General features: G+C 63.9%; 26 protein-coding genes. 10 read left to right on the top strand and 16 right to left on the bottom strand.

Annotated elements, in window-relative coordinates:
* Positions 1–22: 22 nt before the first annotated feature.
* Both AV059_RS15780 and AV059_RS15775 read right to left on the bottom strand, forming a co-directional pair.
* A complete protein-coding gene (locus AV059_RS15780) occupies positions 23–304 on the bottom strand; it encodes a UPF0058 family protein (protein ID WP_058995945.1) in 282 nt (93 codons plus the stop codon).
* A gap of 71 nt (positions 305–375) precedes the next feature.
* Positions 376–591, bottom strand: a complete 216-nt coding sequence (locus tag AV059_RS15775; RefSeq protein ID WP_004517946.1) for a ribbon-helix-helix domain-containing protein — start codon at positions 589–591, stop codon at positions 376–378.
* A 268-nt stretch (positions 592–859) separates the two neighbouring features.
* Between AV059_RS15775 and AV059_RS15770 the strand changes: the two genes are divergently transcribed.
* Both AV059_RS15770 and menD read left to right on the top strand, forming a co-directional pair.
* Positions 860–2,197, top strand: coding sequence for an isochorismate synthase MenF (locus AV059_RS15770; RefSeq protein ID WP_058995943.1), 1,338 nt, complete (start codon positions 860–862; stop codon positions 2,195–2,197).
* Entirely contained in the window at positions 2,194–3,972 is a 1,779-nt protein-coding gene (gene menD, locus AV059_RS15765; protein ID WP_058995941.1) for a 2-succinyl-5-enolpyruvyl-6-hydroxy-3-cyclohexene-1-carboxylic-acid synthase, read from the top strand. The genes AV059_RS15770 and menD overlap by 4 nt, the downstream gene beginning before the upstream one ends.
* Before the next feature lie 4 nt (positions 3,973–3,976).
* On the opposite strand, the gene AV059_RS15760 is transcribed toward menD, so the two are convergent.
* The 3 genes from AV059_RS15760 to AV059_RS15750 form a co-directional block, all read right to left on the bottom strand.
* The gene (locus tag AV059_RS15760) at positions 3,977–4,930 is read right to left on the bottom strand and encodes a J domain-containing protein (RefSeq protein WP_058995939.1); all 954 of its coding nucleotides are present in this window, start codon (positions 4,928–4,930) and stop codon (positions 3,977–3,979) included.
* A gap of 58 nt (positions 4,931–4,988) precedes the next feature.
* Entirely contained in the window at positions 4,989–5,303 is a 315-nt protein-coding gene (locus AV059_RS15755) for a hypothetical protein (RefSeq protein ID WP_058995938.1), read from the bottom strand.
* Between the two features lie 279 nt (positions 5,304–5,582).
* Positions 5,583–6,266 carry a hypothetical protein gene (locus AV059_RS15750; RefSeq protein WP_058995935.1) on the bottom strand — a complete coding sequence of 228 codons (684 nt, stop codon included), beginning with the start codon at positions 6,264–6,266 and terminating at the stop codon, positions 5,583–5,585.
* A 313-nt stretch (positions 6,267–6,579) separates the two neighbouring features.
* Here AV059_RS15750 and AV059_RS15745 point away from each other — a divergent pair, with 313 nt between their 5' ends.
* Positions 6,580–7,533, top strand: a complete 954-nt coding sequence (locus tag AV059_RS15745) for a 1,4-dihydroxy-2-naphthoyl-CoA synthase (RefSeq protein ID WP_058995932.1) — start codon at positions 6,580–6,582, stop codon at positions 7,531–7,533.
* Between the two features lie 21 nt (positions 7,534–7,554).
* On the opposite strand, the gene AV059_RS15740 is transcribed toward AV059_RS15745, so the two are convergent.
* From AV059_RS15740 to AV059_RS15720, 5 genes are read right to left on the bottom strand one after another with little or no spacing between them, the layout of a single operon-like run.
* Positions 7,555–7,905, bottom strand: coding sequence for a hypothetical protein (locus tag AV059_RS15740; protein WP_004517952.1), 351 nt, complete (start codon positions 7,903–7,905; stop codon positions 7,555–7,557).
* A 27-nt stretch (positions 7,906–7,932) separates the two neighbouring features.
* Complete coding sequence (locus AV059_RS15735) at positions 7,933–8,670, bottom strand: NRDE family protein (protein ID WP_058995930.1); 738 nt, start codon at positions 8,668–8,670, stop codon at positions 7,933–7,935.
* Between the two features lie 54 nt (positions 8,671–8,724).
* Positions 8,725–10,248 carry an AMP-binding protein gene (locus AV059_RS15730; protein WP_058995928.1) on the bottom strand — a complete coding sequence of 508 codons (1,524 nt, stop codon included), beginning with the start codon at positions 10,246–10,248 and terminating at the stop codon, positions 8,725–8,727.
* Positions 10,241–11,287, bottom strand: a complete 1,047-nt coding sequence (locus AV059_RS15725; RefSeq protein WP_058995926.1) for a mandelate racemase/muconate lactonizing enzyme family protein — start codon at positions 11,285–11,287, stop codon at positions 10,241–10,243. The genes AV059_RS15730 and AV059_RS15725 overlap by 8 nt, the downstream gene beginning before the upstream one ends.
* The gene (locus AV059_RS15720; protein WP_058995924.1) at positions 11,284–12,243 is read right to left on the bottom strand and encodes a 1,4-dihydroxy-2-naphthoate polyprenyltransferase; all 960 of its coding nucleotides are present in this window, start codon (positions 12,241–12,243) and stop codon (positions 11,284–11,286) included. Before AV059_RS15720 ends, AV059_RS15725 begins: the two co-directional genes overlap by 4 nt.
* Before the next feature lie 134 nt (positions 12,244–12,377).
* On the opposite strand from AV059_RS15720, the gene AV059_RS15715 reads away from it, so the two are divergent.
* Both AV059_RS15715 and AV059_RS15710 read left to right on the top strand, forming a co-directional pair.
* Positions 12,378–13,997 (top strand): long-chain-fatty-acid--CoA ligase, encoded by a 1,620-nt coding sequence (locus tag AV059_RS15715; RefSeq protein WP_058995922.1) that lies wholly within the window; start codon positions 12,378–12,380, stop codon positions 13,995–13,997.
* Between the two features lie 157 nt (positions 13,998–14,154).
* Positions 14,155–16,401 (top strand): PAS domain S-box protein, encoded by a 2,247-nt coding sequence (locus AV059_RS15710; protein WP_058995920.1) that lies wholly within the window; start codon positions 14,155–14,157, stop codon positions 16,399–16,401.
* A gap of 150 nt (positions 16,402–16,551) precedes the next feature.
* On the opposite strand, the gene AV059_RS15705 is transcribed toward AV059_RS15710, so the two are convergent.
* From AV059_RS15705 to AV059_RS15685, 5 genes are all read right to left on the bottom strand, one after another.
* Positions 16,552–16,986, bottom strand: coding sequence for a hypothetical protein (locus AV059_RS15705; protein ID WP_058995918.1), 435 nt, complete (start codon positions 16,984–16,986; stop codon positions 16,552–16,554).
* A 66-nt stretch (positions 16,987–17,052) separates the two neighbouring features.
* Entirely contained in the window at positions 17,053–18,102 is a 1,050-nt protein-coding gene (locus AV059_RS15700) for an SMP-30/gluconolactonase/LRE family protein (RefSeq protein WP_058995916.1), read from the bottom strand.
* 91 nt (positions 18,103–18,193) lie between these two features.
* Complete coding sequence (locus AV059_RS15695; protein ID WP_058995914.1) at positions 18,194–18,496, bottom strand: hypothetical protein; 303 nt, start codon at positions 18,494–18,496, stop codon at positions 18,194–18,196.
* Complete coding sequence (locus AV059_RS15690; RefSeq protein ID WP_058995912.1) at positions 18,489–19,502, bottom strand: PGF-CTERM sorting domain-containing protein; 1,014 nt, start codon at positions 19,500–19,502, stop codon at positions 18,489–18,491. The genes AV059_RS15695 and AV059_RS15690 overlap by 8 nt, the downstream gene beginning before the upstream one ends.
* Positions 19,503–19,580: 78 nt before the next feature.
* Entirely contained in the window at positions 19,581–20,363 is a 783-nt protein-coding gene (locus AV059_RS15685; RefSeq protein ID WP_079990789.1) for a DUF2797 domain-containing protein, read from the bottom strand.
* A gap of 48 nt (positions 20,364–20,411) precedes the next feature.
* On the opposite strand from AV059_RS15685, the gene AV059_RS15680 reads away from it, so the two are divergent.
* Positions 20,412–20,867: a YbhB/YbcL family Raf kinase inhibitor-like protein gene (locus AV059_RS15680; RefSeq protein ID WP_058995908.1), complete on the top strand. Its 456-nt coding sequence runs from the start codon at positions 20,412–20,414 to the stop codon at positions 20,865–20,867.
* Between the two features lie 8 nt (positions 20,868–20,875).
* Here AV059_RS15680 and AV059_RS15675 read toward each other — a convergent pair whose 3' ends face one another.
* Positions 20,876–21,802: an NAD-dependent epimerase/dehydratase family protein gene (locus AV059_RS15675; RefSeq protein WP_058995906.1), complete on the bottom strand. Its 927-nt coding sequence runs from the start codon at positions 21,800–21,802 to the stop codon at positions 20,876–20,878.
* A gap of 117 nt (positions 21,803–21,919) precedes the next feature.
* On the opposite strand from AV059_RS15675, the gene AV059_RS15670 reads away from it, so the two are divergent.
* Genes AV059_RS15670 through AV059_RS15655 form a run of 4 tightly spaced genes read left to right on the top strand, consistent with a single transcriptional unit; the run spans position 21,920 to position 25,080 of the window.
* Complete coding sequence (locus AV059_RS15670) at positions 21,920–22,579, top strand: thioredoxin domain-containing protein (protein ID WP_058995904.1); 660 nt, start codon at positions 21,920–21,922, stop codon at positions 22,577–22,579.
* Positions 22,576–23,118, top strand: a complete 543-nt coding sequence (locus AV059_RS15665) for a tRNA (cytidine(56)-2'-O)-methyltransferase (protein WP_058995902.1) — start codon at positions 22,576–22,578, stop codon at positions 23,116–23,118. Before AV059_RS15670 ends, AV059_RS15665 begins: the two co-directional genes overlap by 4 nt.
* Before the next feature lie 55 nt (positions 23,119–23,173).
* Complete coding sequence (locus AV059_RS15660; RefSeq protein ID WP_058995900.1) at positions 23,174–24,526, top strand: sulfatase; 1,353 nt, start codon at positions 23,174–23,176, stop codon at positions 24,524–24,526.
* The gene (locus AV059_RS15655; RefSeq protein WP_058995898.1) at positions 24,523–25,080 is read left to right on the top strand and encodes a dihydrofolate reductase; all 558 of its coding nucleotides are present in this window, start codon (positions 24,523–24,525) and stop codon (positions 25,078–25,080) included. The genes AV059_RS15660 and AV059_RS15655 overlap by 4 nt, the downstream gene beginning before the upstream one ends.
* Positions 25,081–25,122: the final 42 nt, after the last annotated feature.

Below are 25,122 nucleotides of genomic sequence, written 5' to 3'. Positions count from 1 at the left end.
CGGCGACTCGGTAGCGTCGTACTTACAGTTTCCGCTCGGCGTCCTCGGCCAGTTCCTTCATTCGCTTGCTGACCCGACCCGCATCCGAGAACTCGTCTTCGCTCATCGCTGTCGCCAGGGAGTTCCCGAGCACGAACACGGCGTGTTTGTGCTCACTTTTCGACTTGTGGACGTCCGATGGCCGCACATCGAGTTCCTGGTAGGCGTCGAATAGCTCCGGATCGACTGAGTCCATGTCGTCGCGGAAGTACTGCATAATCGTCACCATCTGCTCGTGTAGCTCAAGAAGCTCGTCTTTGTGCATGGCTACAGTATGCGGTGGCACGTGCATAAGAATTGCTTGAGAAGGGATACCAGACGCTCACGCCTGTATTTTCAGAAGACGTACTCGTCGTCGTGGCCCATCATGCCGTCTTCTTCGAACCCTGGTTCCTCGTCTTCGTCCTGTGGTCCGGAGGTTTTGTACGCCTTGAGCCCGGTCGACAGGAGGTCCTCGATAGCTTCCTCACGATTGAGGAACTCGCCTTTCTCGACGAGCTGCGCGATTTGCATCTCCAGGTGTTCCGGGATATTGATCTCTACCTTAGGCATCGCAACATAGGGGGCTTCGACTATGCCCTATTTAAACTTGACGGGGGTATGTTTGTAGATTGCAGAATTACAATTGTAGAACTGAGAGAGGAACTTTGTGAACCCAGATATTAATTTCTACGAATCGGAATCCGAGAGCCGCCATGTCGTGCGGCGGCCCGGAGCGGCGTGAAATCGGCCGCGCCACGACAGCGGTCCGATCGAAGTTCACTGTGTGGAATCGAGCGTATAGTTAGGCTCAAAGGTGCGCAATCCTAAGGCATGGCTGATGGAACCACTGCGTGGTGACGAGACGACGGTTGGTGAGACAACGGTCGTCGCACGCGGGTGTCGCCTCGACGATGCACCGGTGCGAGCGGTACTGGAGACGGACGCTCGCCCCCGGTTCTTCTGGGCGGCCGGTACAGAGTCAATCGCGGCCCGCGGGAGCGCGGCGACTGTGACTGCCGACGGGCAGTCGCGGTTCGACGACGTGCGGACAGCAGTCGAAGCACTGTTCGATGACTGCTCAGTGCCCGACAGCCTCCCGAGCATCGCTCGACCGCGAGCGTTCGGCGGGTTCGCTTTCCACAACGGAACACATGAAGGCGAGGACTCTCCCTGGGATGGGTTCCCCAGTGCGGCGTTTTTCCTCCCCGAAATACAGGTAACCAGAAGGGACGACGATGCCTGGCTCACAACGGTCGCGACAGGACCCGAAGCCGCGACCGAAGCGGAGGCGCTACTAGAGGAGTGGCGCGACCGGCTGGTCGCAGACTCCGAGCGCAATCCGGGTACGCCGCCGGGAATCTCACACCGGGAGCGCACGCCAACACAGGACGGTTGGCGCGAGCAGGTGGCGGCCGCCACAGAGAGTATTGACCGGGGCGAGCTCCAGAAGGTCGTGCTCGCCCAGAGTCTCAGCGCCACACTGGACGCGGAGCTATCGGTCCCGGACGTGATGGCCCGGTTGTCGAAGACGTACCCGGACTGCTACCGATTCATGCTGTCGCCGGACTCCGGCGGCACCTTCTTCGGAGCCACGCCGGAGCGGCTGGTCTCGGTCCGCGGGCGAACCGTCCGGACGGAGGCGCTGGCCGGCTCGACAGGGCGGGGTGACACGCCCGCTGAGGACGAGTGGCTCGCTGCCGAACTTCTCGACAGCGAGAAGGACCGCCACGAACAGAAGCTCGTCGCTGACGCGATACGGGACCAGCTTGAGCCGTTTGCTTCGACGGTCCGCATCGGCGACCGGACCGTCCGCCGGCTCGCCACGGTTCAGCACCTTCGGACATCGATAACAGCTGAACTGGACGACGACGAGCACGTCCTCTCGTTGGTCGAGGCACTCCACCCGACACCGGCCGTCGGCGGGCTGCCGCCAGATGCGGCGTTACGGACTATCCGCGAGACGGAGGCGTTCGACCGGGGCTGGTACGCCGCCCCGGTCGGCTGGGTCGACGCCGCTGGCAACGGCACCTTCGCGGTCGGCATCCGTTCGGCCGTCGCCACGGAAGACGAGGCGACGCTCTTTGCAGGCGCGGGCATCGTCGCGGACAGCGACCCCGACCGCGAGTGGGACGAGGTCCAGCTCAAATACCGGCCGATACTGGACGAGCTGGAATGACGGCACCGAACGTCAACACGCTGTGGGCGGAGACGCTCGTTTCCGAACTCGTTGCGGGCGGCGTTGACGCGGTGTGTCTCTCGCCCGGGAGCCGCTCGACGCCGCTGACGGTCGCATTCGCCGAGCATCCCGACATCGAGGTGTTTTCCCATCTCGACGAGCGGTCGGCAGCCTTCTTCGCACTGGGACGCGCCCGGCGAACCGGCGAGCCGACGCCGCTGGTTTGCACGTCGGGGACCGCCGCGGCGAACTACCACCCTGCGGTCATCGAAGCGAACCAGTCGGGTGTCCCGTTGCTCTTGCTTACAGCGGACCGCCCGCCGGAACTCATCGACAGCGGGGCGAACCAGACTGTCGACCAGGAGAAGCTGTACGGCGACGCCGTCCGCTGGTATCGCGATATGCCAGAGCCAGAGGCCGAGCCGCGGAAGGTTCGGATGTTACGGACCACAGCGGCCCGAGCCCTCGCAGAGAGTACCGGTAACGACCCCGGTCCGGTTCACCTGAACTGTCGCTTCCGGAAGCCACTGGAGCCGACGTCGGTGCCCGAAGACGACCCGGCGGGCGTTCCGGCCGACTGGGCGAGCGGTGACAATGAGGCCGAAACCGGCCGTGATGGCCCGTTTGTCACGACGAGCGAGGGCGTCGCTGAACCGGATGAGCGGACAGTGCGCCGCGTGCAGGACGCACTTGAGGCCGCCGAACGGGGCCTCATCGTCGCCGGGCCGGCCGACAATGGACTCAGTGCAGACTCGCTTGAACGGCTGGCGGCGGCCACGGGCTTCCCCGTTCTGGCGGACCCGCTGTCGGACCTGCGGTTCGGCCCCCACGTCGACCGGCTCGATGTGCCGGTCTGTGGCGGCTACGACAGCTATCTCGGAAGCGACAGCGTCGACCAGTGGGACGACCCCGATGTCGTCGTCCGGTTCGGCGCGTCGCCGACCTCGAAGCCGCTGCGTCACTACCTCCGGGACGCCGACTGCCAGCAGTTCCTCGTCGACCCGGCCGGCGGCTGGTCGGAGGCCGAGTTTACGGCGACAGACCTGCTCGTTGCTGACCCCGACGCCACCGCGGATGCGCTCACGGACGAGACGCTGGGTGGCGGTGCAGCGTCGTGGCGCGACCAGTTCACCAGAGCGGAGCAGGCCCACTGGGACGCGGTTGTTGAAACCGCTTCGGGGACCTACTGGGAAGGAGGCGTCATCGCGGACGTGACCGCGCTGGCCCCGGACCCGGCCACGCTGTTCATCTCGAACAGTATGCCGATACGAGATATGGACCGCTTCGGCGGCCCCCGTGACGCCGACCTGACCGTGCTGGGCAACCGCGGGGCCAGCGGTATCGACGGCATCACCTCGACGGCGCTTGGAGCTGGGAGCGCGACATCCGACCCGCTCGTGCTCGTCACCGGCGACTTGGCGTACTACCACGACATGAACGGCCTGCTCGCACTCGGCCGCTGTGCGGTAGACGCGACAGTCGTTCTGCTCAACAACGACGGCGGCGGCATCTTCCACATGCTGCCCATTGAGGACCACCCCACCTTTGAGGACCAGTTCCGAACGCCGCACGGGCTCGATTTCGAGCCGACGGAGGCGCTCTATTCCTTGGAGTTCGAGCGGGTGGCCGACCGCCGGCAGTTCCGCGAGCGCTTCGCCAAGTCAGTCCAGAGCGATGGGACACAGGTCATCGAGGTCCGGTTCGACGCGGGCGACAGCCACGCGGTCAGAGATCGGCTTGCCGAACAGGTCGAGGAAGCCCTCACTGGCGACTGATCTGTTAGAGCCGCAACACGGACGCCGTCAACAGCGACAGTCCGAACGGGAGCCACGTCCCCGATAGTGCGAGCGCGCCGACAAGCGAGAGTGCGCTGATGTTCAACGTGACTAGCAGCACTGTCGTCGTTAGACTCCAGCTCCCAAACACCATAATCGCGATAGTAGGTTCGGACTGGAGGTAGCCGATCATAAACAGGGTACAGACCCCTATCGTCAGGTTGACCCACAGCGGGAACGCCGGGAGTAACGCGCTGAACAGCATCACTGGATAGAGGGCGAACGTAATGGCAAACAGCGTCAGCCCCCGGCCGGTCGGCCTCTCCAGAAGCGACCCGCGGGACGGGGTGTCCGTCTGTCGGACGGAGTACGCGGACGAAGAACTCCAAGTAGCACCGCTGCCGGCGTTATCGCTGAAGCCGCTGGTCGCCGTGGCCCCAGAGTGCCGAGTCGACTCTGCGTTCGACGCGGTCGCCGTCTCGCTGGCTGGGTCGGTCGATTGCTTGTTGCTCGACGACGCATCAGTGTCGGCGGTCGAGCGCTCGTCTCTGTCATCGGCGACGCGATCTCTGGCGGCCCGTTCACGTCGCGCCCGGTCCCGGGCGTTTGTCCGGGCTGTACTTCGGTCAGTGCTCGCCTCGGTTCGATCGGTTGCCGATTCGGACTCGTCATAGCCCGCGCGCCGTGCCGCTTCGGCCGCGTCGCTGCCGCCGTCGTCCGGTATGTTGCTCTCGCCCGCGACGTAGGCTTCGTGACCCAGCCGGTCGTATCGCGCCCGCTCGTCCTCGTCGGTGAGCACGTCCCGAGCTTCGATGAGCCGCTGTGTCGCCTCGCCGGCGTCGGCCGCATCGCTCACGTCAGGATGGGTTTCCTTCAGTCGCTCCCGATAGGCCGCTTCGATAGCCGCCGTTGAGGCGTCAGTTGGAACGCCCAGTACCTCGTAGAACGTCTCTGTCATGCCGGGGGTAGCACCTGCAAGCGAGTGAGCGAGGGTAGCTGCACGCGACCGCCGTCGGTCACTCGTCCTCTACGCCTCCTTCAGTTTCCGTGCTGTGTCCGTATGACTCCGACGGCCGCTGGGAGTCCCCAGCGGGTCCATCCCTATCGGGTTCCGACTCGCGGGTACGCGCTGTCGCAAGCCGTTCCAGCGCCGTCGCGATTCGTTCGAGCGTGAAAATGAACCGTACAACCAGATACAGGAGCCAGGGGACCACAGCGATAATCAGCCCGAGTAGAATCTGTTGGACGATGATGAGGCTGTACACGACAATAACGATAGAGAGACCCGCAAGTATCCCTATCATCGCTTTTCTGTTCGATGTGGAGGGCATCGCTAGTCGGTTCACGTGCGCGACACCAAAGCGTTTGCTCCGCAGGTACTGTCCTGTGTACTTGTGACAACAACCCAAGAACGTCCAAGAGTACGAATGTGAAGCCAGTATTCGCGTCCCACGTCGACAGATGACGGAGTTCCCCTAACATATATGTGCTTCTGTCGCTATAATTTAGGTATGGATGAAAACGAACGGAAGTTCAGGCAGCACTTCGAGGCCAGAAAGGAGTCATACGAGAAGATGGGCTCCGTTGATGCAGATGACGAATAAGCTCCCTTAGTTCTCGCCTCTAACTTTCCGTAGTTTCTCTCGTAGTTTTCCTTCGGAATGTTTGTGCAGCGCCAGATACCGAACGTCGTTTAACAGGTAATCGAAGTACTGGTACCAGTGCCAGTATAGCGTGTCACGCCGCCAGAGACTGCTCAGGTTTACTTTCGATGCGAGATGACGATGGAATTTCGACAGCAACACTGCCTTCCCAATTTCTTCGGGCTCGCCAGGCCACGGGTGATCGACATCGATGATATCGTTAGACAAGACGAGGCGACCTAATGTTGCCATGCCGGTTCGGTGGTTTGCGTCTGGGAAGAGGTGCAAGCCGACAATCGCCCGCATCCAGTGGGCACACTGTGCGGTAACGGGTTCTATTTTAGGGAACTCGGCTAACAGCCGCTGTAGTTTCCACATCTTCACTCCCCATATCTGTCGACGTCCGCGACGCAAGTCTCGTTCCTCAATGGTGTAAGTATCGTCACGGTGAAAAAACTCCGAGTTCTGCTTTTTAATAGTGATTTGAGAGAGGGCAGACAGATCTGTGATGCGTGGTGAGGGAACGGTAATCGTATCAGTGAGATCGAAGTAGCCGCCTGATATCGATATCGGAGCCTTTCCGTTCAGAGTCTCGGCCCCAGTAGACGAAAGAATGTACGATTCCGGGCTGACACTCGTCAGCAGCCCCATCCGTTCCAAATACCGGCACTGTAATCTGATTTGACTTTCGCGGCGGCGCCGCTCGGATATTTGCCGAGGGGCTGCCGGTCCGTGTGTTTCGACCCAAGAGAGTATCTCCAAGTCAGTCAGACAAGATGGACCCCGTTCCTCTCGCCAGGGTAAGTCAAGAGATGTATCCATCGTACGCAATGGGTCACACTGTCGACACAAACCAGTTCTCGTTGAACAGGGCGGTATCCGGCCTGACATTGGGGAACGCCGCTCGCGCTCAAACCGAATCCATACGAGGAATCTTTTTGCGAGGGCCGTCCCGAGCGACAGTATGGTCTCTGAGCTATTCGACCCGGAGCGGTGGAGTGCCATCGACCGGTTCGACTTCGCCGACATCACCTATCACCGCTCGACTGAGACGGGTGCGGTCCGAATCGCCTTCGACCGGCCGGAGAAGCGAAACGCCTTCCGCCCGGAGACGGTCGACGAACTCGCGACGGCGCTGGACCACGCCAAGCGCCAGACCGACGTTGGCTGTGTCCTCCTGACCGGGAACGGCCCCTCCGAGAAGGACGGCGGCTGGGCCTTCTGTTCCGGCGGGGACCAGGGTATTCGCGGTGAAAGCGGCTACGAGTACAGCGAGTCGCCACACGGCTCGGACACAGCGAGCGGGGAGCAAAGCGACCCGCGAGAGACGAGCGACGGCGTGGAAGACGACGCCCCGGAGAACGTCGGCCGGCTTCACATTCTCGAAGTCCAGCGCCAGATCCGACACATCCCAAAGCCCGTCGTCGCCGTCGTTCCGGGGTGGGCCGTCGGCGGCGGCCACTCGCTGCACGTCGTCTGTGACCTCACGCTCGCCAGCGAGGAGCACGCGAAGTTCCTCCAGACCGATCCCGACGTGGGGAGCTTCGACGGCGGCTTCGGCTCGGCGTATCTCGCGCGACAGGTGGGCCAGAAGAAGGCCCGGGAAGTGTTCTTCCTCGGCAAGACCTACGATGCCGATGAAGCCGCTGACATGGGGATGGTCAACGACGTGGTACCCCACGAAGACTTGGAAGACACTGCCATCGAGTGGGCCCAGCGGATGAACGAGAAGTCACCGACTGCAATGCGGATGCTCAAGTACGCGTTCAATCTGGACTCCGACGGCATGGTCGGACAGCAGGTGTTCGCCGGGGAGGCGACGCGGCTGGCCTACATGACCGACGAGGCCCAGGAAGGACGGGACGCGTTCAACGAGGGCCGCGACCCGGACTTCGACGACGTGCCGTGGCACTACTAACTCGCGCCGCGTAACTGTCGGTCAGTCCTCGTAGGCGAGGGTCATGACCCACTGCGAGAAGGTGTCGTCGTGGGGGTCGACTTCTTCGTCGCCGATGAACGGCGAGAGCTGGTCACCGGCCATCAGAAGCGAGAAGTCGAGGTCGCGGGCCGCGGGCGTCAGGTAATACGTGTTGTGCCCCTCATACACCGTTTCCTCACGCTGGATGAGGTCCTTCTCGAACAGGGACTCGACGATGCGACTCCCCTTTCGCGAGGAGACGTCGAGTTCCTTCCAGAAGTCGCTCTGGTGGATGCCACCGGACTCACGAATCAGTTCGAGCCCGGCCCGCTCGCCGTCAGAAAGGTCCGCCTCCGACGCTGCTGAACTCATGTATTGTGTACACCGTGAGACGGCCGCTTAAATCTGACCTTCGACCGGGCGGTACGGCGTCCGGCATGGCGGCCCGGCCGCGTGCCGATACTCGTGGGCAGCACCCAGTGTGATGAGCGACGACGACCGCGTCCCGAATCCGTCACCGTGGACACAGACGCCGTACTCGTGGTCGCTGATGGTTTCGCCTGCCCGGTCAATCCATTCGCCGGCGGATTCGCCGGGCTCCGGAACCAGCGCCTCGCGCAACCGCGTCGCGTTGGTCGCTTGCTCCTCGCCGGCGTCGGGCCGATGGGCTGGAATCCGGTAGTCGCCGTCCGCGCCAACGTTGACGACGACGTGAACGCCGGGCTGGAAGTTCTGGACCGCGAGCTGGCCGTCCCATTCCAGCAAGACGGCGGCGTTCTCGTCTGCCAGCAAAAGGTTGAATCCCGAGTATTCGGCGTCTCTGGTCGCTTGCTCGACGGCGCGGGCGGCTGACTCCGCGCTCTCGTGACTCAGCGCGTCCCGGACGAGCAGGCCGCGCGAGCGGTCGCCGGCGAGGTCGGTGTCGACCCAGCGGTTCGTCACCGCCGCCAGCAGGCCGTGCTCGTTGTAGCCGATCCACGTCCCGTCGGCTTCCTCGTCGGCCGGTGCGACGACACGACTGCCCCAGTGGCGCTGTTGTGGCGGCTGTGACGGCCTATCCAGCCGCTCGTCGCGGTTCGCCGCGACCGTGACCGGCGTGCCGTCGAAGACCTGCCACGCGAGGACGATTGTACACACGGAACTGCATACGCTATCGACGTAGAAAACCGCTTGGCCGCGAGCCCCAATCCGCTATGCCGATTCGTTCGACTCGCTGGCACTCCCGAAATGCGACCGGACGGCGGACCGGTCGACGGTCCCCGACGCCGTCCGTGGGAGCGCGTCAACAGCCCGCACTGTCTTCGGCACCTCGTACGGCGCGAGCCGCTCGGCGCAGTGGTCGCGAACTGCCGCGGGCGATACGTTCCCGACAACCAGTGCGGCGACGCGCTGTCCCCACTCTTCGTCAGCAAGTCCCACGACGGCCGCGTCCTCGACTGCCGGATGTGCACGAACAGTCTCAGCGACCGTCGACGCGTCGACGTTCTCCCCGCCGGTCACAATCTGGTCGTCGACGCGGCCCTCGACCCAGAGGTGGCCGTCCGCGTCCCGATAGCCGATGTCGCCGGTCCGAAAGCCGTGGTCGCCGAACGCGTCACTGTCACCGTTCAGATAGCCCGGCGTCACTGTGGGGCCGTCGACGACTATCTCGCCGCGTTCGCCGGGGTTGCAAGGTTCGCCATCGGCGACGACCGTAACATCGGTAAACACCAGCGGCTGGCCGACGGTGCCGGCATGTTCGAAGGCTGTCTCGGGTCGCGCCGTCGCTATCTGGGACGCCGTCTCGGTCATCCCGTAGGTGGGACAGACCGGCACGCCCCGCTCCCGACACCGTTCAATGAGTGTCTCGCTGGCCGGCCCGCCACCGAGCAGGACGAAGCGAAGCGAGGACGGCGGTTCCCAGCCGGCGTCCAGCAGCCGCGAGAGCATCGTCGGTACCAGCGAAACGCCCGTTACCCCGTGTTCTGCGAGCACCTGCTGTGTTGCTTCGGCGTCGAAGGAGCGCTGAACGACGGCCGCAGTGCCGTACAGCGCGCTTCGGACGAACGGCGCCAGTCCGCCCATGTGGTACGTCGGCAGGCAGACCAGCCAGCGGTCATCCGGAAGAACGCCGAGGCGGTACGACGACGCGACGGCGCTGGCGACGAGGTTGCCGACGGTCAGCCGGACGCCTTTCGGCTCGCTGGTCGTCCCCGAGGTAAAGATGACCAGTTGGGTGTCCGTCCGGGAGAGGGTCGCCGGGGTCACGTCGGTAGCTGTTTCGTCAGCCGATACCGCCGCTGCTGTCCCATCGGCGATAGCAGCCGCTGAGAGGGCTGTGTCGACCGAAACGACGGGACAGCCGTCGATGTCGGCCGCCAGCGACGCGGTGCTGTCCCCGTAAACTAGTAGGTCGGCGTCAACCGTCGAAAGCTGGCTTTGGAGCGTCGCCGCGTCGAGTTCGACGTTCAGCGGCGCGAGCGTCGCCCCCAGTCGCATCGCCGCAAACAGGAGCGTCCCGACTGCCGGCCGCGTCGGCAGGAGCGTCGCGACGGTGGCATCTGGGGCGTCGACCCGCCGGTTGAGTTCGGCAGCCACCGCGTCGACGGCAGCATCGAGTTCCCGGTAGGTGACCGCGTTCCCGGAGGCCGCCGCAACCATGGCCGTCCGGTCTGGTGTCGTGTCGGCACGGTGGGTGACAAGGTCCTGTGTCGGCCAGTCGAGAAGGTCACGCATCTGTTTCAACCTCCGCCGGGTCGATGCCGAGACCGGTCGCCTGGGGGACTGACATCGACCCGTCAGTCACCGTCGTCGGGTCCGGCGCGAGGTCGGCCGCCAGTCGGTCACCGGTCGCCAGACCGCACGCGGCCACGTCGGGAATCGCGGCGGCGACGTGCAGCGCCGCGAGACGGGCGACGACAGCGTCTATGGTCGTCGTGACGACCGGCTCGACACCCTGCTCGCGGGCCCGGAGCGCCAGCGTGTGGGCGTTGCCGGGACCGCCCAGCACCATCGGCTTCAGTATCAGCATGTCGGCCGCGTCGGCATCGAGGACGCTGTCGACCCGGCGGTCGACGAGGGACTCATCGAGCGCAACGCCGACCCCGTTGCCTCGAAGCCTGGCGTGCCCGGCGAGGTCATCAGCCGGAAGCGGTTGCTCGACGTATGCCACGTCCAGTGGCGCGAGGCGGTCGAAGGCCTCTTGCGCTCGGTCACGGGACCACGCGCCGTTGGCGTCGGCCCGCAGAGTCACGTCGTCGCCCACCCGCTCGCGGACGGTCCGAACGCGCGCCACGTCTTCGTCGACGGTTCGCTTCCCGACCTTGAGCTTACAGCAGTCGTAGCCGGCCGCGACCGCCCGCTCGGCGGCGTCGGCGGTCTCGGCTGGAGACCCATCGCCGACTGTCGCGTTGACTGGGACGCGGGTACAGTGCCTGTCGGGTGCGAACCACTGGTACAGCGGCACGCCGTCAGCTCTGGCGTCGGCGTCCAGCAGCGCGGTCGCAAAGCCGTGCCGCGCGGCGGGAACCGACGCAGCATCCAGCGACAGGAGGACATCCGTGTGCCCGCCGTCAACTGCGACCGTGGCAGCGTCGTCGAGCCCGCGCCGGCAGTCGTCGAGCGACTCCGTCCAGCCCGGGAGCGGCGTGGCTTCGCCGACGCCGGTTTCGCCGCGGTGGTCGTAGTGGACGACAAATCCCGAGCGCTGGCTAATTGTCTCGCGGGCGGTCGCGAGCGGACTCGACAGCGGGAGCGAAAACGAATCGACCTTCATAGTAGCTGTGTGGCGGCGAGACCTGCCGCGAACAGGACGGAGTGGGCGAACAGCGTCTGGCCGACCCGTTCGAGTGTCGGGTTCAGGGCGTCGCCGCCGGTCTGTGTGAGGACTGTTTTCGAGATAGTCGCCGCCAGTGGCAGCGTCAGCAGCGGGGCCAGTGCCGCCAGTCCGTACTGGCTATCGAGGGCGAACACGACCGGGACGACGTAGGCCATCCCGACCATCAGGAGAAATTCGACGCGGCTCCATCCATAGCCAAGATAGACCGCTAACGTCTTTTTGCCTGTGGCGCGGTCCGTCTCGCGGTCGCGAATGTTGTTGACGACGAGAATCGCCGTCGACAGCCCGGCTGCTGGGAGACTGGCTGTAATGGCGGCGGCAGTGACCGATCCCGGCGGGAGCGTCATCGGAAACGTACCGACGCCGCTTGCGCTCGCAACGGCCTGCACGTAATATGTGCCGGTGACCGCGATGACGCCGAAGTAAACGAACACGAACAGGTCGCCCAGACCGCGGTAGCCGTAGGGGAACGGACCGCCGGTGTAGAGAACCCCGGCGGCGATGCCCGAGAGGCCAACCACGACGATGGGCAGACCGCCGACGGCGACGAGATAGACGCCAATGACGACAGCGAGGCCGTAGGTCGCTATCATCGCCCGTTTGACCTCCTCGGCGTCGATGAGGCCGCCAGCGGTCACGCGGGTGAATCCTTCACGCTCGTCGGTGTCGGCCCCCTTCACCGCGTCGTAGTAGTCGTTCGCAAAGTTCGTTCCAATCTGGATAAGCAGCGCACCCACCAGCGCCGCAACTGCCGGCAATGGAGCGAAGACGCCGGCGTGGACCGCCAGCCCCATCCCGACGATGACCGGCGCGGCCCCGGCAGGCAGTGTCTGTGGCCGCGCGGCCATCACCCACGCCTGCCGCTTCGAAACGTCCGCCGTCGCTGTACTCATTGGCGAAAACTGGGGACGCTATCCTCAAAGCGACTGTGGTTCGACAGGCACCCTAAATATGACCGGTTCCGAGACAGCAAAATCAGGGGAGTATCACAACCACTTTATCATGATTAACCATACGATAGCCTGAGATGCATAAGCCACTGCTTACCACGGATTTTCTCGACCGTGCGCGGGAATACTACGGGGACAAAGAGGCTGTCGTCGCCACGACCGGTGAGCGCTTCACGTACGACGAGTTCGGGGAGCGAGCCGACGGGTTCTCGGCGGCGATGGCTGCCCGTGGCATCGAGAAGGGGGACCGGGTGGCCGTCTTGGACCCGAACACGCACTACCAGCTCGAAGCGGCCTACGGAACCATGCAGCTGGGCGCGGTCCACACGCCGCTGAACTACCGGCTCGTGCCGGACGACTTCGAATATATTCTCTCGGACGCCGAGGTCGACGCCGTCTACGCGGACTACGAGTACGCCGAGAAAATCGAGCCGATCCGCGACGAGGTGCCCACCGAAATTTTCGTCACCAACGACACGGATGCCGTCGACGGCGACTGGGAGTCCTTCGACGAAATCATCGAGGAGGCGGGAACCGACTACGAGCGCCCCGAGATGGACGAGGACGACCTCATCACCATCAACTACACCTCAGGCACCACCGGCGACCCGAAAGGTGTCTGTCGGACCCACCGGACCGAGACACTCCACGCCTACATCGTCGCGCTCCATCAAGAGATTTCGGACGACGATGTCTACCTCTGGACGCTCCCGATGTTCCACGTCAACGGCTGGGGCCACATCTTCTCGGTCACCGGCATGGGCGCGAAACACGTCTGTACTCGCGGCGTTGACGCCGAAGGCATCTTCAACGCTGTCAGGACAGAAGACGTGTCCTATCTCTGTGGCGCGCCAACGGTGCTGAACATCTTGGCGGACCGCTATGCAGCCCACGACGGAGAGATCGAGACGACCGGGGCGAATGACGTGCGCATCGCAACGGCCGGCAGCGCACCGCCGGAGGCCGTCATCCGGACCGTCGAAGACGACTTCGGCTGGTACCTGAAACACGTTTACGGCGCGACCGAAACCGGCCCGCTCGTCACGACTTCGGACGCCCGGCGCTTCTTCGAGGACGGGAGCAACGCCCGCTTCAGCGTCAAGAAGCGCCAGGGCATCGGCTACCTCGGGACCGATGTCCGGGTCGTCGACGAGGATGGCAACGACGTGCCACACGACGACGAGACGCTCGGGGAGGTCGTCGTCCGCGGCAATCAGGTGATGGACCGCTACTGGAACAAACCCGAACAGACGGAGGAAGCCTTCTCCGACCGCGTCGAGGGCTACTACCACATGGGCGACCTGGCGACAGTCGACGAGAACGGCATGGTCGCCATCCGTGACCGCAAGAAAGACATCATCATCTCCGGCGGCGAGAACATCTCCAGTATCGAACTGGAGGACACGCTCTACGAACACGACGCCGTCAGCGATGTCGCAGTTATTCCCGCCCCAAGCGACGAGTGGGGCGAGACGCCAAAGGCCTTTGTCGTCCCGAATTCAGGCGACCCCGACAACCCGGGCGTGACGGCCGAGGACCTCCGAACCTTCACCCGCGAACAGCTGGCGACCTACAAGGTCGTTCGCCGCGTGGAGTTCGTCGAGGAACTGCCCACGACAGCGACCGGGAAGGTCCAGAAGTACGAGCTCCGCGAACAGGAGTGGGAAGACGAAGACGAGATGGTCGGCCAGGGATAGCGACGTACGATAGCCCCACAAGACCACCGAGTAAAGGTCGACCGCCGGCCGCAAGATAGTGGAGATCGTCAGTTCGCGACGGGGATATGTCAGCTTTCGTAATTGGAGATGATCTTTTAACGCACCATCCTGTAATGTGACCCTACCAGACAGAGCTATGATTAATCTCGCTGACACTATCTGTATTCTTCATGTCGATGATGAGCCGGGGTTTGCCGATATGACGGCGACGTTTCTCGAACGTGAGGACGATCGGCTAGATGTCCAGACTGCGACGAGCGCCACAGCGGGGCTGGAAATCCTGGCCGACAACGATATCGACTGTGTCGTCTCCGATTATGATATGCCCGAGCGGAGCGGCATCCAGTTCCTCGAAGTCGTCCGCGAGGAGTACGGATCGATTCCATTTATTCTCTACACCGGCAAAGGGTCCGAGGAAATCGCAAGCGATGCTATCTCGGCCGGAGTCACCGATTATTTGCAGAAGGAGAGCGGCACCGACCAGTACGCGGTGCTCGCGAACAGAATCACCAACGCTGTCGAGTCCCAGCGCGTCAAGCGCGAGCGCAACCGCCAACTCGACGCTATCGAGACTGCACAGGAGGGGATCAGCATCCTCGACGAAGACGGACGGTTCATCTTCGTCAACGAAGCGTACGCGGACCTCTACGGCTACGAACCTGACGAGATGGTCGGTGAGCACTGGGAACTGCTGTATCAAGAGGAAGACATACCACGGATCAACGACGAGATCATCCCGACAGTTCAGGACACCGGGTACTGGAGCGGGACGACGACAGGACTCCGTGCCGACGGGAGCACGTTCACGGAAGACCACGTACTCGCGCAGACCGACCGCGGTGAGTTGGTCTGTACGGTCCGTGACATCTCTGAGCGGCGAGACGGCGAACGGGAACTCTCACGGACCAAACGCGCCATGAACGAGGCCCCTATCGGCATTATAATGACCGGCCCCAAGCAGGATGGGACCCCGATAACCTACGCCAACAGGCGGTTTCTGGAGCTGACCGGCTACACAGAGTCGGAGGTGCGTGGCCGAAACTGCCGGTTCCTGCAGGGCGAGGCGACCGAGTCCGAGCCGGTCGACGCGATGCGGGCGGCCATCGATGAGGAGGAACCTGTGTCGGTCGAACTCCGGAACTACCGGAAGGACGGGACGATGTTCTGGAATCAGGTGTCTATCGCCCCAGTCCGCGACGACGACGGAACGGTCGTCAGCTACGTTGGGTTCCAACGGGACATTACCGAACGGAAACAACACGAACGCCGCCTCAAAGCTCTCAGCGAGTCGGTGCAGGACCTGCTCCAGGCTGACACGCGCGAGAAAGTGGCCGAAATCGGCGTCGAGACGGCCCGCACTGTACTGGGACTCGAAGCGAATACGATCCACCTCTACAACGAGGACGAACAGACGCTCGAACCGGTCGCCGCCTCCGACGCGATATACGACCTGCTAAACGATTTGCCGACCTTCACGCCCGGAGACAGCATTGCGTGGCGCGTCTACGAGTCCGGCGACGCACTCGCCGTCGATGACGTCCACGCCGACCCGGACATCTACAACCCGGACACGCTGATCAAAAGCGAACTATATCTCCCGCTCGGCGAGCACGGCATCCTGCTGGCCGGCTCGGAAACGGCCGCGGCGTTCGACCAGCAGGACGTCGTCCTTGGAGAGATTCTGGCCGGACACGTCACCAGCGCACTCAAGCAGGTCGAGGGAACCGAACAGTTGCGCGACCACCAGCGGGAACTCGAACAGCACAATGACCGGCTCGAAGCGTTTACCAGCGTCGTCTCACACGACCTGCGAAATCCGCTGAGCGTTGCGCAAGGACGACTGGAACTGGCACGCAAGCAGTGCCAAAGTGAGCATCTGGCCGCTGTCGAGCGAGCACACGAGCGGATGGACACACTGCTAACTGATCTGCTCACACTGGCGCAGGACGGTGAGACCGTGACAGACCCCGAACCGGTTGCGCTCACACCGCTCGTGGAAGATTGCTGGACGAACGTCGAGACGGCCGATGCCACGCTCGTCACCGACATCGACCGGACTGTCCTGGCAAACGAGAGCCGTCTGAAACAGCTATTCGAGAACCTCGTTCGGAACGCGGTCGAGCACGCCGGGCCGGACGTGACCGTGACGGTCGGGGCGGTAGCCGACGGGTTCTACGTCGCGGACGACGGCCCCGGCATCCCCGAAGCCGACCGGGACACCGTGTTCGAAGCCGGCTACTCGACGAGCACGGAGGGGACTGGATTCGGGCTGAGTATCGCCAGGCAGGTCGTGGAGGCGCACGGCTGGGAGATCAGCGTCCACGACAGTGCTGACGGCGGCGCACGGTTCGAGATTACCGGTGTCTCGTTTGACGATATGTAGCGACTGGGAGACCGTCTTTTTCGGCTCTTGTTGGCCCCGTTCAGAGACTCATGTCACCCTATCGCTATTCGATGCTGAGCGGATGCTATCGGTGGGATTTGGATGACTCTGTCCCGTTCGTCCGCAAAAACGTCGGCAAGTCGTGTTCCGTTAGTCTTCGAGCGCGTCGGCGATGCGGTCGAGCGAGCGCCGCATATCGTGGACTTCGTCTCGGAGCTTTCGCATCTCGCGCGTGAGTTCCTCGTTGTCGCTGCCGCCCGATTCCTCGTGCTGGCTTGGCGGGCCGCCGCCCATGCCGCCGGGGCCACCCGGACCGGGACCGCCGGGGCCGCCACCCATCATGCCGCCCATCATCTGTGCGAAGGGGTTGCCCCCGCCCATGCCGCCGGGGCCGCCGCCACCGCCCATCATCTCTTCCATGCGCTCTTCGCGGCTCATCTCGTCGCCGTCGCCCTCGCCTTCTTCACGCTCCTCGGCGCGCTGCTGTCGGATCTCCTCGACTCGCTCGCGGAAGGACTTCTCCTCGCCGCCTTCCTCTGTCGCGTCCGCCGATTCGCCAGCGTCTTCAGGTTCATCGTCTGCCATATGCTCGGATTTGGTTGGGCCGCTGAAAAGGGTTGTCGTCCGAAGACAGACTCGATAAACGGTCGGTCAGCGAGGGACGCTAGTCCGGAGAATCGCGCCGTCTTCGGGCGACTGGTTTGCAAAGTTACAGATGAACAGCGACCCCCGCTGGTCGCCGGTCCCGAAGAGCACGTCCGAGGGGAACACCAAACCGTCGTCCGCCGTTGCAACGGCGTCCGTGGTCCCAGCCGAAGTCACTCGGACGACGCGGTTCTGGCTGTTGGCCGCGACGTAGATGTCCCCGTCCCGGCTGGTAATCCCGTCGGCTCCGAATATCGCCTCGCCCTCGAAGAACATCGAGGGGTCGCGGGCAGCGCCGTCCGACTCGACCGGAACGCGGAGCAGCCTGCCAGTTTCTTCGGGGGCTCGCGTCACCGCGACGTAGATATCGCCGTCGGCGTCGCGGGTGATCCCGTTCGCGCCGAAACTCTCCGTGTCCAGCCGGTCGTCGTCCAGCCAGGTCGACCGCTCACCGTCGGTCGTGACCGCGTAGACCACGCCGTTTTGCGATTCAGTCACCAGCAGGCGCTCCTGGTCATTGTCGTAGTAGATGTCGTTCGGGAACCCGCTGATGCCGACAAGCTGTGCCGCGCCGCCGTCGGGTGGGACTTCCCAGACGCCAGCCTGGTCGTCCTGCGTGGCGACGGCGACGTACACCGTCCCATCGGGCGCTGCTTCGACGCCAATCGCGCCGGGCAGCGTCGCAATCTGTTCGGTATCTTCGAGGGAAAGGCCGGTCGCGCCGGTCTCTGCTGCAGGGACGCGCCGAACCTCGCCAGCCGTGATACCGAAGTACAGGCCACCGTCAGGACCGAGCGCCAGATTCTCGGGCACACGGTCGCCGCCGACCGAGACGAGCGTCTCGACGGCTGCTTGGTCCGGCGTCGCTGTCGCGGTGTCGGTCGCCGTCGGTTCGTCGGTTGTCGTTGCGGGTGTGACACTGCCGTCGTCGGTGGGCGACGGCGTTGAGTCAGTTGCGGTCGACTCGTCGCCGCCGGTACAGCCCGCCAGACCCACACCGGCGATGGCGCTACAACTCGCCAGGAATCGTCGCCGCGTCGCGCGTCGTCGGGTCATGATATCCTTCTCGACGTATGGCTGACAGGTGCCTGAAACCTCGGATTACTGAAACGCCGACTGTGGGTACCTGATATGGCTGGGGACGGGCTCAGGCGAGCCGTCGGACCAGTACCGAGAGCCCCAGCCCGCAGCCGAGCACGACGGCGAGATTGAACGCCGCATTGAACAGCGGCCGATATCTGTCGGTGACGAACGTATCAATCGCCGACGACGCGGAGAAGTAGAACTGTAGTGTCGCGATGAGTGCCACGAGCGTGAGAATAGCGAACACCGCCCACTGCGCGTAGATAGCTATCGCGGGGCCCGAGTCGTCATCGGTCTCGCCGACAGCGTCGTCGGTCGCCGCGCCGGTGTCCTGTGCCACTGCGTCGGTGTTGGAGGTGTCACTCATTGGTCTGTCTCCGTGCGATGAGAAGGGCGCTTGCGAGGACCGCAATCAGTCCGAGCAACGCCGTGAAGCCGGGACCCTCGGCCGAGGTCTGCTGTGGTTCGTCCATCCCCTGCTCTTCCGGCCGGTCCTGCTCGAAATCGCTGGACTGGAAGCCGACCTGTTGTCTAGTTTCGTTCTCCTGAAGCCGCTCCGTCGGATGGAGGTTCGCCGGGGAGCTCTCGGTTCCGACGATGACGCCGTCGGAGAGCAACATCCCGTCGAGCCAGTAGTTGTAGTCGTCAGGCACCGTTAGCTGGGTTCTGACGATCTCCGTTCGGCCGGGACGGATCTGGCCAACCCGAACGCTCGACTCATCGGCGATAACGTTCGAGTCCGCCTGGCGTGCCCGGAGCCGCAGCGAGAGGTCATCAGACGGATTGTTGCCGGCGTTCGTAACGTACACCGAGACGTTCAGCGTCGTCTGGTTGTCCGAAACGCCGTCGATCCGATAGGTGATGGAATCGAGCGGCACGCCGGCGTTCTCGAAGCGCTGGAAGGTCACGGTACTGCGGGCGTACGCCGGTGTGAGGGCATCGACGTTCTGGACGGACTGCTGGCCGGTCTCGATGCGGTTCCCGTCTTCGTAGACGATAGTATCGATCCGATAGCCGCCCGTCCGCTCGACCGTGATGTTTGACCGCACCGATACCTCTCGTTCCCCTTCGACTGTGCCGACCGACTGTCGCGTCGTCGTCGCGACGAGGCCGGTGTCCGCGTCGATGGCCCGCGTCTCGACGGTGACGTTCTCGGCGGGACCGCCGCGGTGCGAGAGCCGGGCGTCGATGGCGAGCGTCACTGTCTGGCCGTCGACCGACGCCGGTTCGATGGTCGTCTCGCGGAGGTCGAGATAGCTCTCGCGAACGTTATCCTCGGGTTCGGAGAGCGCGCCGGGGACCGCTGTTGCACCGATGAGCATGGTCAGGACGACCACGACCACGCCACCGGTCAGGAGGGTTTCACGTCGCACACGAGGATGGGCAACAGCCGCGTTTAAATGTCTTCTGTACTGTCAAGTGCGGATTACAGCGACGCCGACCGCCCGGTGTTACCCGAACGCGCCGAGGCTCGACTGGAGGTCGCGGTCGGTTCCGCCGTCCGAGAGTTCGTACCCGACGAGCTGTCGGAGGTCGACGGCGTAGATACTGCCGTTGTTCTCCAGTACGGCAACTCGTCCCTTCGTTCCCTGGACGGTCCCCGTCGCCAGGGTTTCGGCCATCGGACGGTCCGAGAGGGACAGGTCGTACTCGAAGTCGTAGGTCGCCAGCGGGTCGTAGCGCTCACAGAGCGAGGCCCACCAGTCCGCGTCGACGGACTGGTCGAATCCCGCTATCTTCGTGGGGACTCTGACCCGGTCGCCCAACTCGACGGCGATGTCGGCCTCGACCTGTCGGGCGATACGACCGTCGGCGACGGTCCGGAGGTGGGCGGCCCTGTCAGCCCCCTGTTCACGGAGCCGCGTTTCCAGTCGCCAAGAGCGGGTGACACCGACCTTGATCACATCCGGCGCGAACGCTGCCAGATACACCGCGTGTTCCTCGTCGCAAGTGTCGAGGGGCTTGTTGCAGTCCCCGGTACAGCGGGCACACGGCCAGATGTCGGTGTGTTCCGGGCAGTACGGTGCGGGGTCGTTGTCACAGTGAAAATGTCTATCGTCGTCGACTGCGCCGGCACAGTGGCGCTCGCCAAGCGTGTACGAGAGTTCGGTGCCCGGGTCTAATCGCTCAGTAGTCACGCTTCCGTCCTCGGCCAACAGGAGCGCGGCGTGTTCGTCGACTCGCGCGCGGTAGCCCACGACCTGCACGTCCGGCGGTTCGGCGCGGAGCCGCAAATGGCTGCCGGGACGACGTTTTTCTGTTTGCCTGTCATATCTCCCGACATGGCAGACCTACAGCTCCGAAGTCCGGCCTTCGACGACGGGGACCGTATCCCCGAGGAACACGGCTACTCGGCGGCAAACACGAACCCACCGCTAGAAATCAAAAACGTCCCGTCGGACGCGTCGTCACTCCTCCTCATCGTCGACGACCCGGACGCCGAGGAGCCGGCCGGAAAGGTGTGGGACCACTGGCTCGTCTGGAAAATCCCGCCAGATATTGGTCGGATACCGGAGGGGTGGGTGCCCGACGAGGCCACAGAAGGACAGAACGACTTCGGCGAGGTCGGCTGGGGCGGTCCAAATCCGCCGGACCGAGAGCACACGTATCGGTTCCTCCTGTACGCGCTAGACACGACGCTCGATCTCTCCCCGGCGGCAGACAAGGATGACGTGTACGACGCGGCCAGCGGCCACGTCATCGAAAAATCACAGCTGAACGGTACGTACCCGGCCTAAGTCCGCCCTTAGAGTTCTTCGAGCAGTTCGCGGGTCGACTGCCGCACGGCGTCGTCGCTCGATTGTTCGGGTTCCCAGCCTAGCGCCGAGAGCTTGTCGACGGAGAGACGCATTCGCGGCACGTCACCCGTCCAGCCGCGGTCACCGCCGGTGTACTCATATTCAGGGTCGATATCCATCTCGTCAGCGACAATAGTGGCGATGCGGTCGACCGATGTGGTCGTCCGCGTGCCGAGGTTGAACACGTTGTGGTCCTTGTCGGCGTGTTCGACGGCAAACAGCATCGCGTCGATGCACTCGGAGATGTGCATATAGGACTTCTCCTGACGACCGTCACCGAGAATCGTCAGCGTCGACGGGTCATCGGTGAGTTTTTCGATGAAGTCGGGGATGACCGCACCGCGCAGGCGCGGGCCGACGATGTTCGCAAACCGGAACACCCACGACTGGATGTCGTGGCTGTGGGCGTACGTCGAGACGAGCGACTCTTCGGCGAGTTTCGTCGCGCCGTAGACACTGATTGGCTCAAGCGGCGCGTAATCCTCCGGAGTCGGTCGCGGTGCTTCGCCGTATACCGTGGACGACGACGTAAACACGAGGTTTTCGACGCCGGCTTCCTGCATCTGTTCGAGAATGTTGTACGTGATATCGCTGTTGTCCTCGAACTGGCGGCGAGGGGTGTCCGTGTCGACCAGCTTCGACGCCGCGAGGTGAACGACGAGGTCGACATCGCTCGTGATAGCCTCAGCGACGACATCGGGGTCGGTGAGGTCACCGTCCAGATAGGTTGCACCCTCATGGACCCACTCGGATTGCCCGTTCGCTTCGTTGTCGACGACGACGACGTCGTTGTCCGGAACGAGGCGCTCAACCAGATGCGACCCGATAAAGCCTGCCCCGCCGGTAACGACTATTCGCTTCTCTGATACGTCCATAGGTGCGATGCTTCCCAGGCGAGAAAAAACGTTGTGGTCGCGGCCGATTCCGGTGGAGTCGGTAGGCACGTAACAGATGACAACGTCGTTTTATAGCTTCCCCTGTGAGGGTCGGTTATGACCCGATTCACTCGCCGTAGCGTTCTCTCGGCGACGACCGTTACCCTCGGCGCGCTAGCCGGATGTGCCGGCGGCGGTTCTGAGTCGGCCGAAACAGAGACGGCGACGCCGACGCCCGCACCGGGCCAGCCGCTCTCGACGCCCGTCGCGGGCGACCCAGAGGCCGACGTTACGGTTGCGGTGTACGAAGACTACGCCTGTCCACACTGTGCGACCTACTCGGAGTCCGTCTACCCGCAGATTCGGGAGAACTACCTCACTGATGGAACCATCCGCTACGAGTTCCACGACTTCCCGGTTCCGGTCGACAAGAACGCCTCGTGGCAGGCCGCAAGCGCCGCGCGCGCCGTGCAGGACAACGTCGGCGACGAGGCCTTCTTCACCTACTCAGAGCGCCTGTTCGCGAACCAGAGCCAGCTGGGGCCGGACACCTACGCCGACCTAACGGAAGGCATAGACATCGACGGCGAGACGGTTCGAGCGGCCGCGACGGGAGAACTGTACCGCCCGACAGTTTCCGGTGACCGCGAAGCCGGTATCGACCGCGGCGTTGGGGGAACGCCAGCCGTGTACGTCAACGGCGAGCAAGTCGAGTTGAGAGAAATCGCCTACGAACCAGTCCGGGCCGCCATTGAAGACGCACGGAGCGACGGATGAAGGACTCCCCGCAGGTGACGGTGCTCCGACTGGGCCACCGGCCCGGCCGGGACGAGCGGATGACGACCCACGTTGGACTGACCGCACGCGCGCTCGGGGCCGACAAGGTTGTGCTGGCCAACGCCGCCCGCAACCAGGCTGATACTGTCATCGACATCACCGACCGGTTCGGTGGCCCCTTCGACGTGGCTTCGACAGAGGAACCGAAGCGGCTCATCCGCGATTTCGAGGGGCGCGTCGTCCATCTGACGATGTACGGCGAGCCGGTCCAGGATATCGAGGCCGATGTCCGCGAGGCCCACGCCGAAGAGCCGCTACTGGTCGTCGTCGGCGCGGAGAAAGTCCCCTTCGAGGTGTACGAACACGCCGACTGGAACGTCGGCGTCACCAACCAGCCACACTCCGAAGTCGCTTCGCTGGCCGTCTTCCTCGACCGCCTGTTCGAGGGCCGGGAACTGGACCGCGAGTGGGAGAACCCCGATAGAGTCGTCGTGCCGCAGGAGACCGGCAAGCGAGTCGTCGACCCCGACGAGGAGTGATACCCACGCAGTTGTGCCGCGGGCCTTTTATCGCTCGACGCTAACTGTGGCTCAGATGTCGCGTCATAACGTGTTGCTCGTCGTCGCTGACAGTCTCCGCGCCCGGAGCACCTCCGTGCTGGGCTATCGCCGGGAGACGACGCCCTTTCTCGACGCCTTCGCCGAGGAGGCGACGGTGTACACGCAGGCTCGCAGCCCGAGCAACTGGACCGTCCCCAGCCACGTCAGCATGTTCACGGGCCACGAGACCCACGAACACGGTGTCGACCACACCGCTAGACTCGACGCCGGCCACACAATCTTCGAAGAACTGGCTGAAGCGGGCTATGACACGGGGTTGTTCTCCGACAATCCGTTCCTGACCGACCACGAATCAGGGCTCGACGACGTGTTCCAGACGGCGGTCGGCTCGCCCGAGCAGTACGACTCGGCCTACGAAACGAACGGCTCACTGGGTGACTGGCCCAACGGCTTCTGGTACGCCGACCGGACGCTGGAGTGGGTTGCCGAGCAGGAGAGCGAGTGGGCCGCCTGCATCAACCTGATGGACACCCACCGCCCGTACGAACCGCTCGCCGAGTACGACGAGTGGAGCGACGAGCGCTCCCGCGACATGCAGGAGTCGATGGGGTTCAAGTGGCACTGGGAGTTCCTTTCGGGGAACCTGTCGCTTGGCTTCGCCGGCATTCTCGAACAGATATACGACGGTGCAGTCCGGCAGGCCGACGCCATCTTTGAGACCCTGATCCGCGGACTGGACGATCAGGGCGTCCTCGATGACACGCTTGTCGTCTTCGTCGGCGACCACGGCGAGGGCTTCGGCGAACCGACAGCGATTCCCGAGGAACCACCAGCCGTCAGCCACCGTATCGGGACTCACGAGACGATGTATCACGTCCCGCTCGTCGTCCGTGCTCCCGGCCAGCGGGAGGGACACCGCGTCACCGACCTGGCGACACTCAGCCGGTTCCCCGACGCTGTCCGCGCGATAGCGCTCAACGATGGCAACGCGGACGGCCCGGCGTTTGCCTCCCCGAACGGGACCGTCGTCGCGTCACAGGCCCCCATCGGCCCGGCGATGCGCGAGGAAGCCGAACGGGTCTGTGGCGACGCTGCACCGTTTGCAAAGCACGCCCGCTTGGTCTACCACGACCGGCCCGGCGACGAGGTCCGAAAACGGGCGGCATGGGGTGAGAGTGCCCACGAATCCGTTATCAAGGGCTGTGGCGGCACGGTCGAGGACAGCAATATCGACGCCGCTGTCGTCCGGAACCACTTCGACAGCGACCGGTACGCCGACGTGGCTATCGCGACGCCGCTCGACGGCTACACCGAGTTCGAGGATGCGTCTGACACGCAGTTTGCCGGAGACCTTGACGACCGACTGGAGGCGCTTGGATACAAATGACAACGATACCTGACACCGAACTTGTCCTCGTGGTCGCAGCCGACGAAAACAACGTCATCGGCCTAGATGGCGGCGTTCCCTGGCACTACCCGGAGGACGTGCGCCAGTACAAGAACCGCATCGCCGGCCACCCAATCATCCTCGGGCGGCGAACGTTCGAGTCGATGAAGCCCATCCCGGACTGTTACACCGTCGTCTTGACGAGCGACGACAGCCGGAGCGCCGATTCGGAGACAGTTGAGTACGCCACGACGCCGCAGATAGCTGTCGAAGCAGCCGCTCGCGCCGGTGCGACCGAGGCGTTCGCCGGCGACGGCACTGGAACGAGCGACTCGCCGCCTGTCACCTACGTCATCGGCGGTGAGGCAGTGTACGACCTGTTTCTCCCGTTCGCCGGCCGGGTTTTCCTCAGCCGCATCCACGAGCGAAACGAGGGGGACCGCTACTTCCCGAACCTGGGAGAGGAATGGACGGAGTTGTCCCGAGAATCCCACGATGGGTTCGACGTTATCGAATACGAACAGGCGTCGCCGCGACCGCTCGACGACCTCTGACCGTTCATCAGTGAAGCCGGTCGTCCGGAACTGTCCGTGACT

The organism is Haloarcula sp. CBA1127, assembly GCF_001485575.1.
Lineage (GTDB): Archaea > Halobacteriota > Halobacteria > Halobacteriales > Haloarculaceae > Haloarcula.
This window is presented reverse-complemented; position numbering and strand designations above follow the sequence as displayed.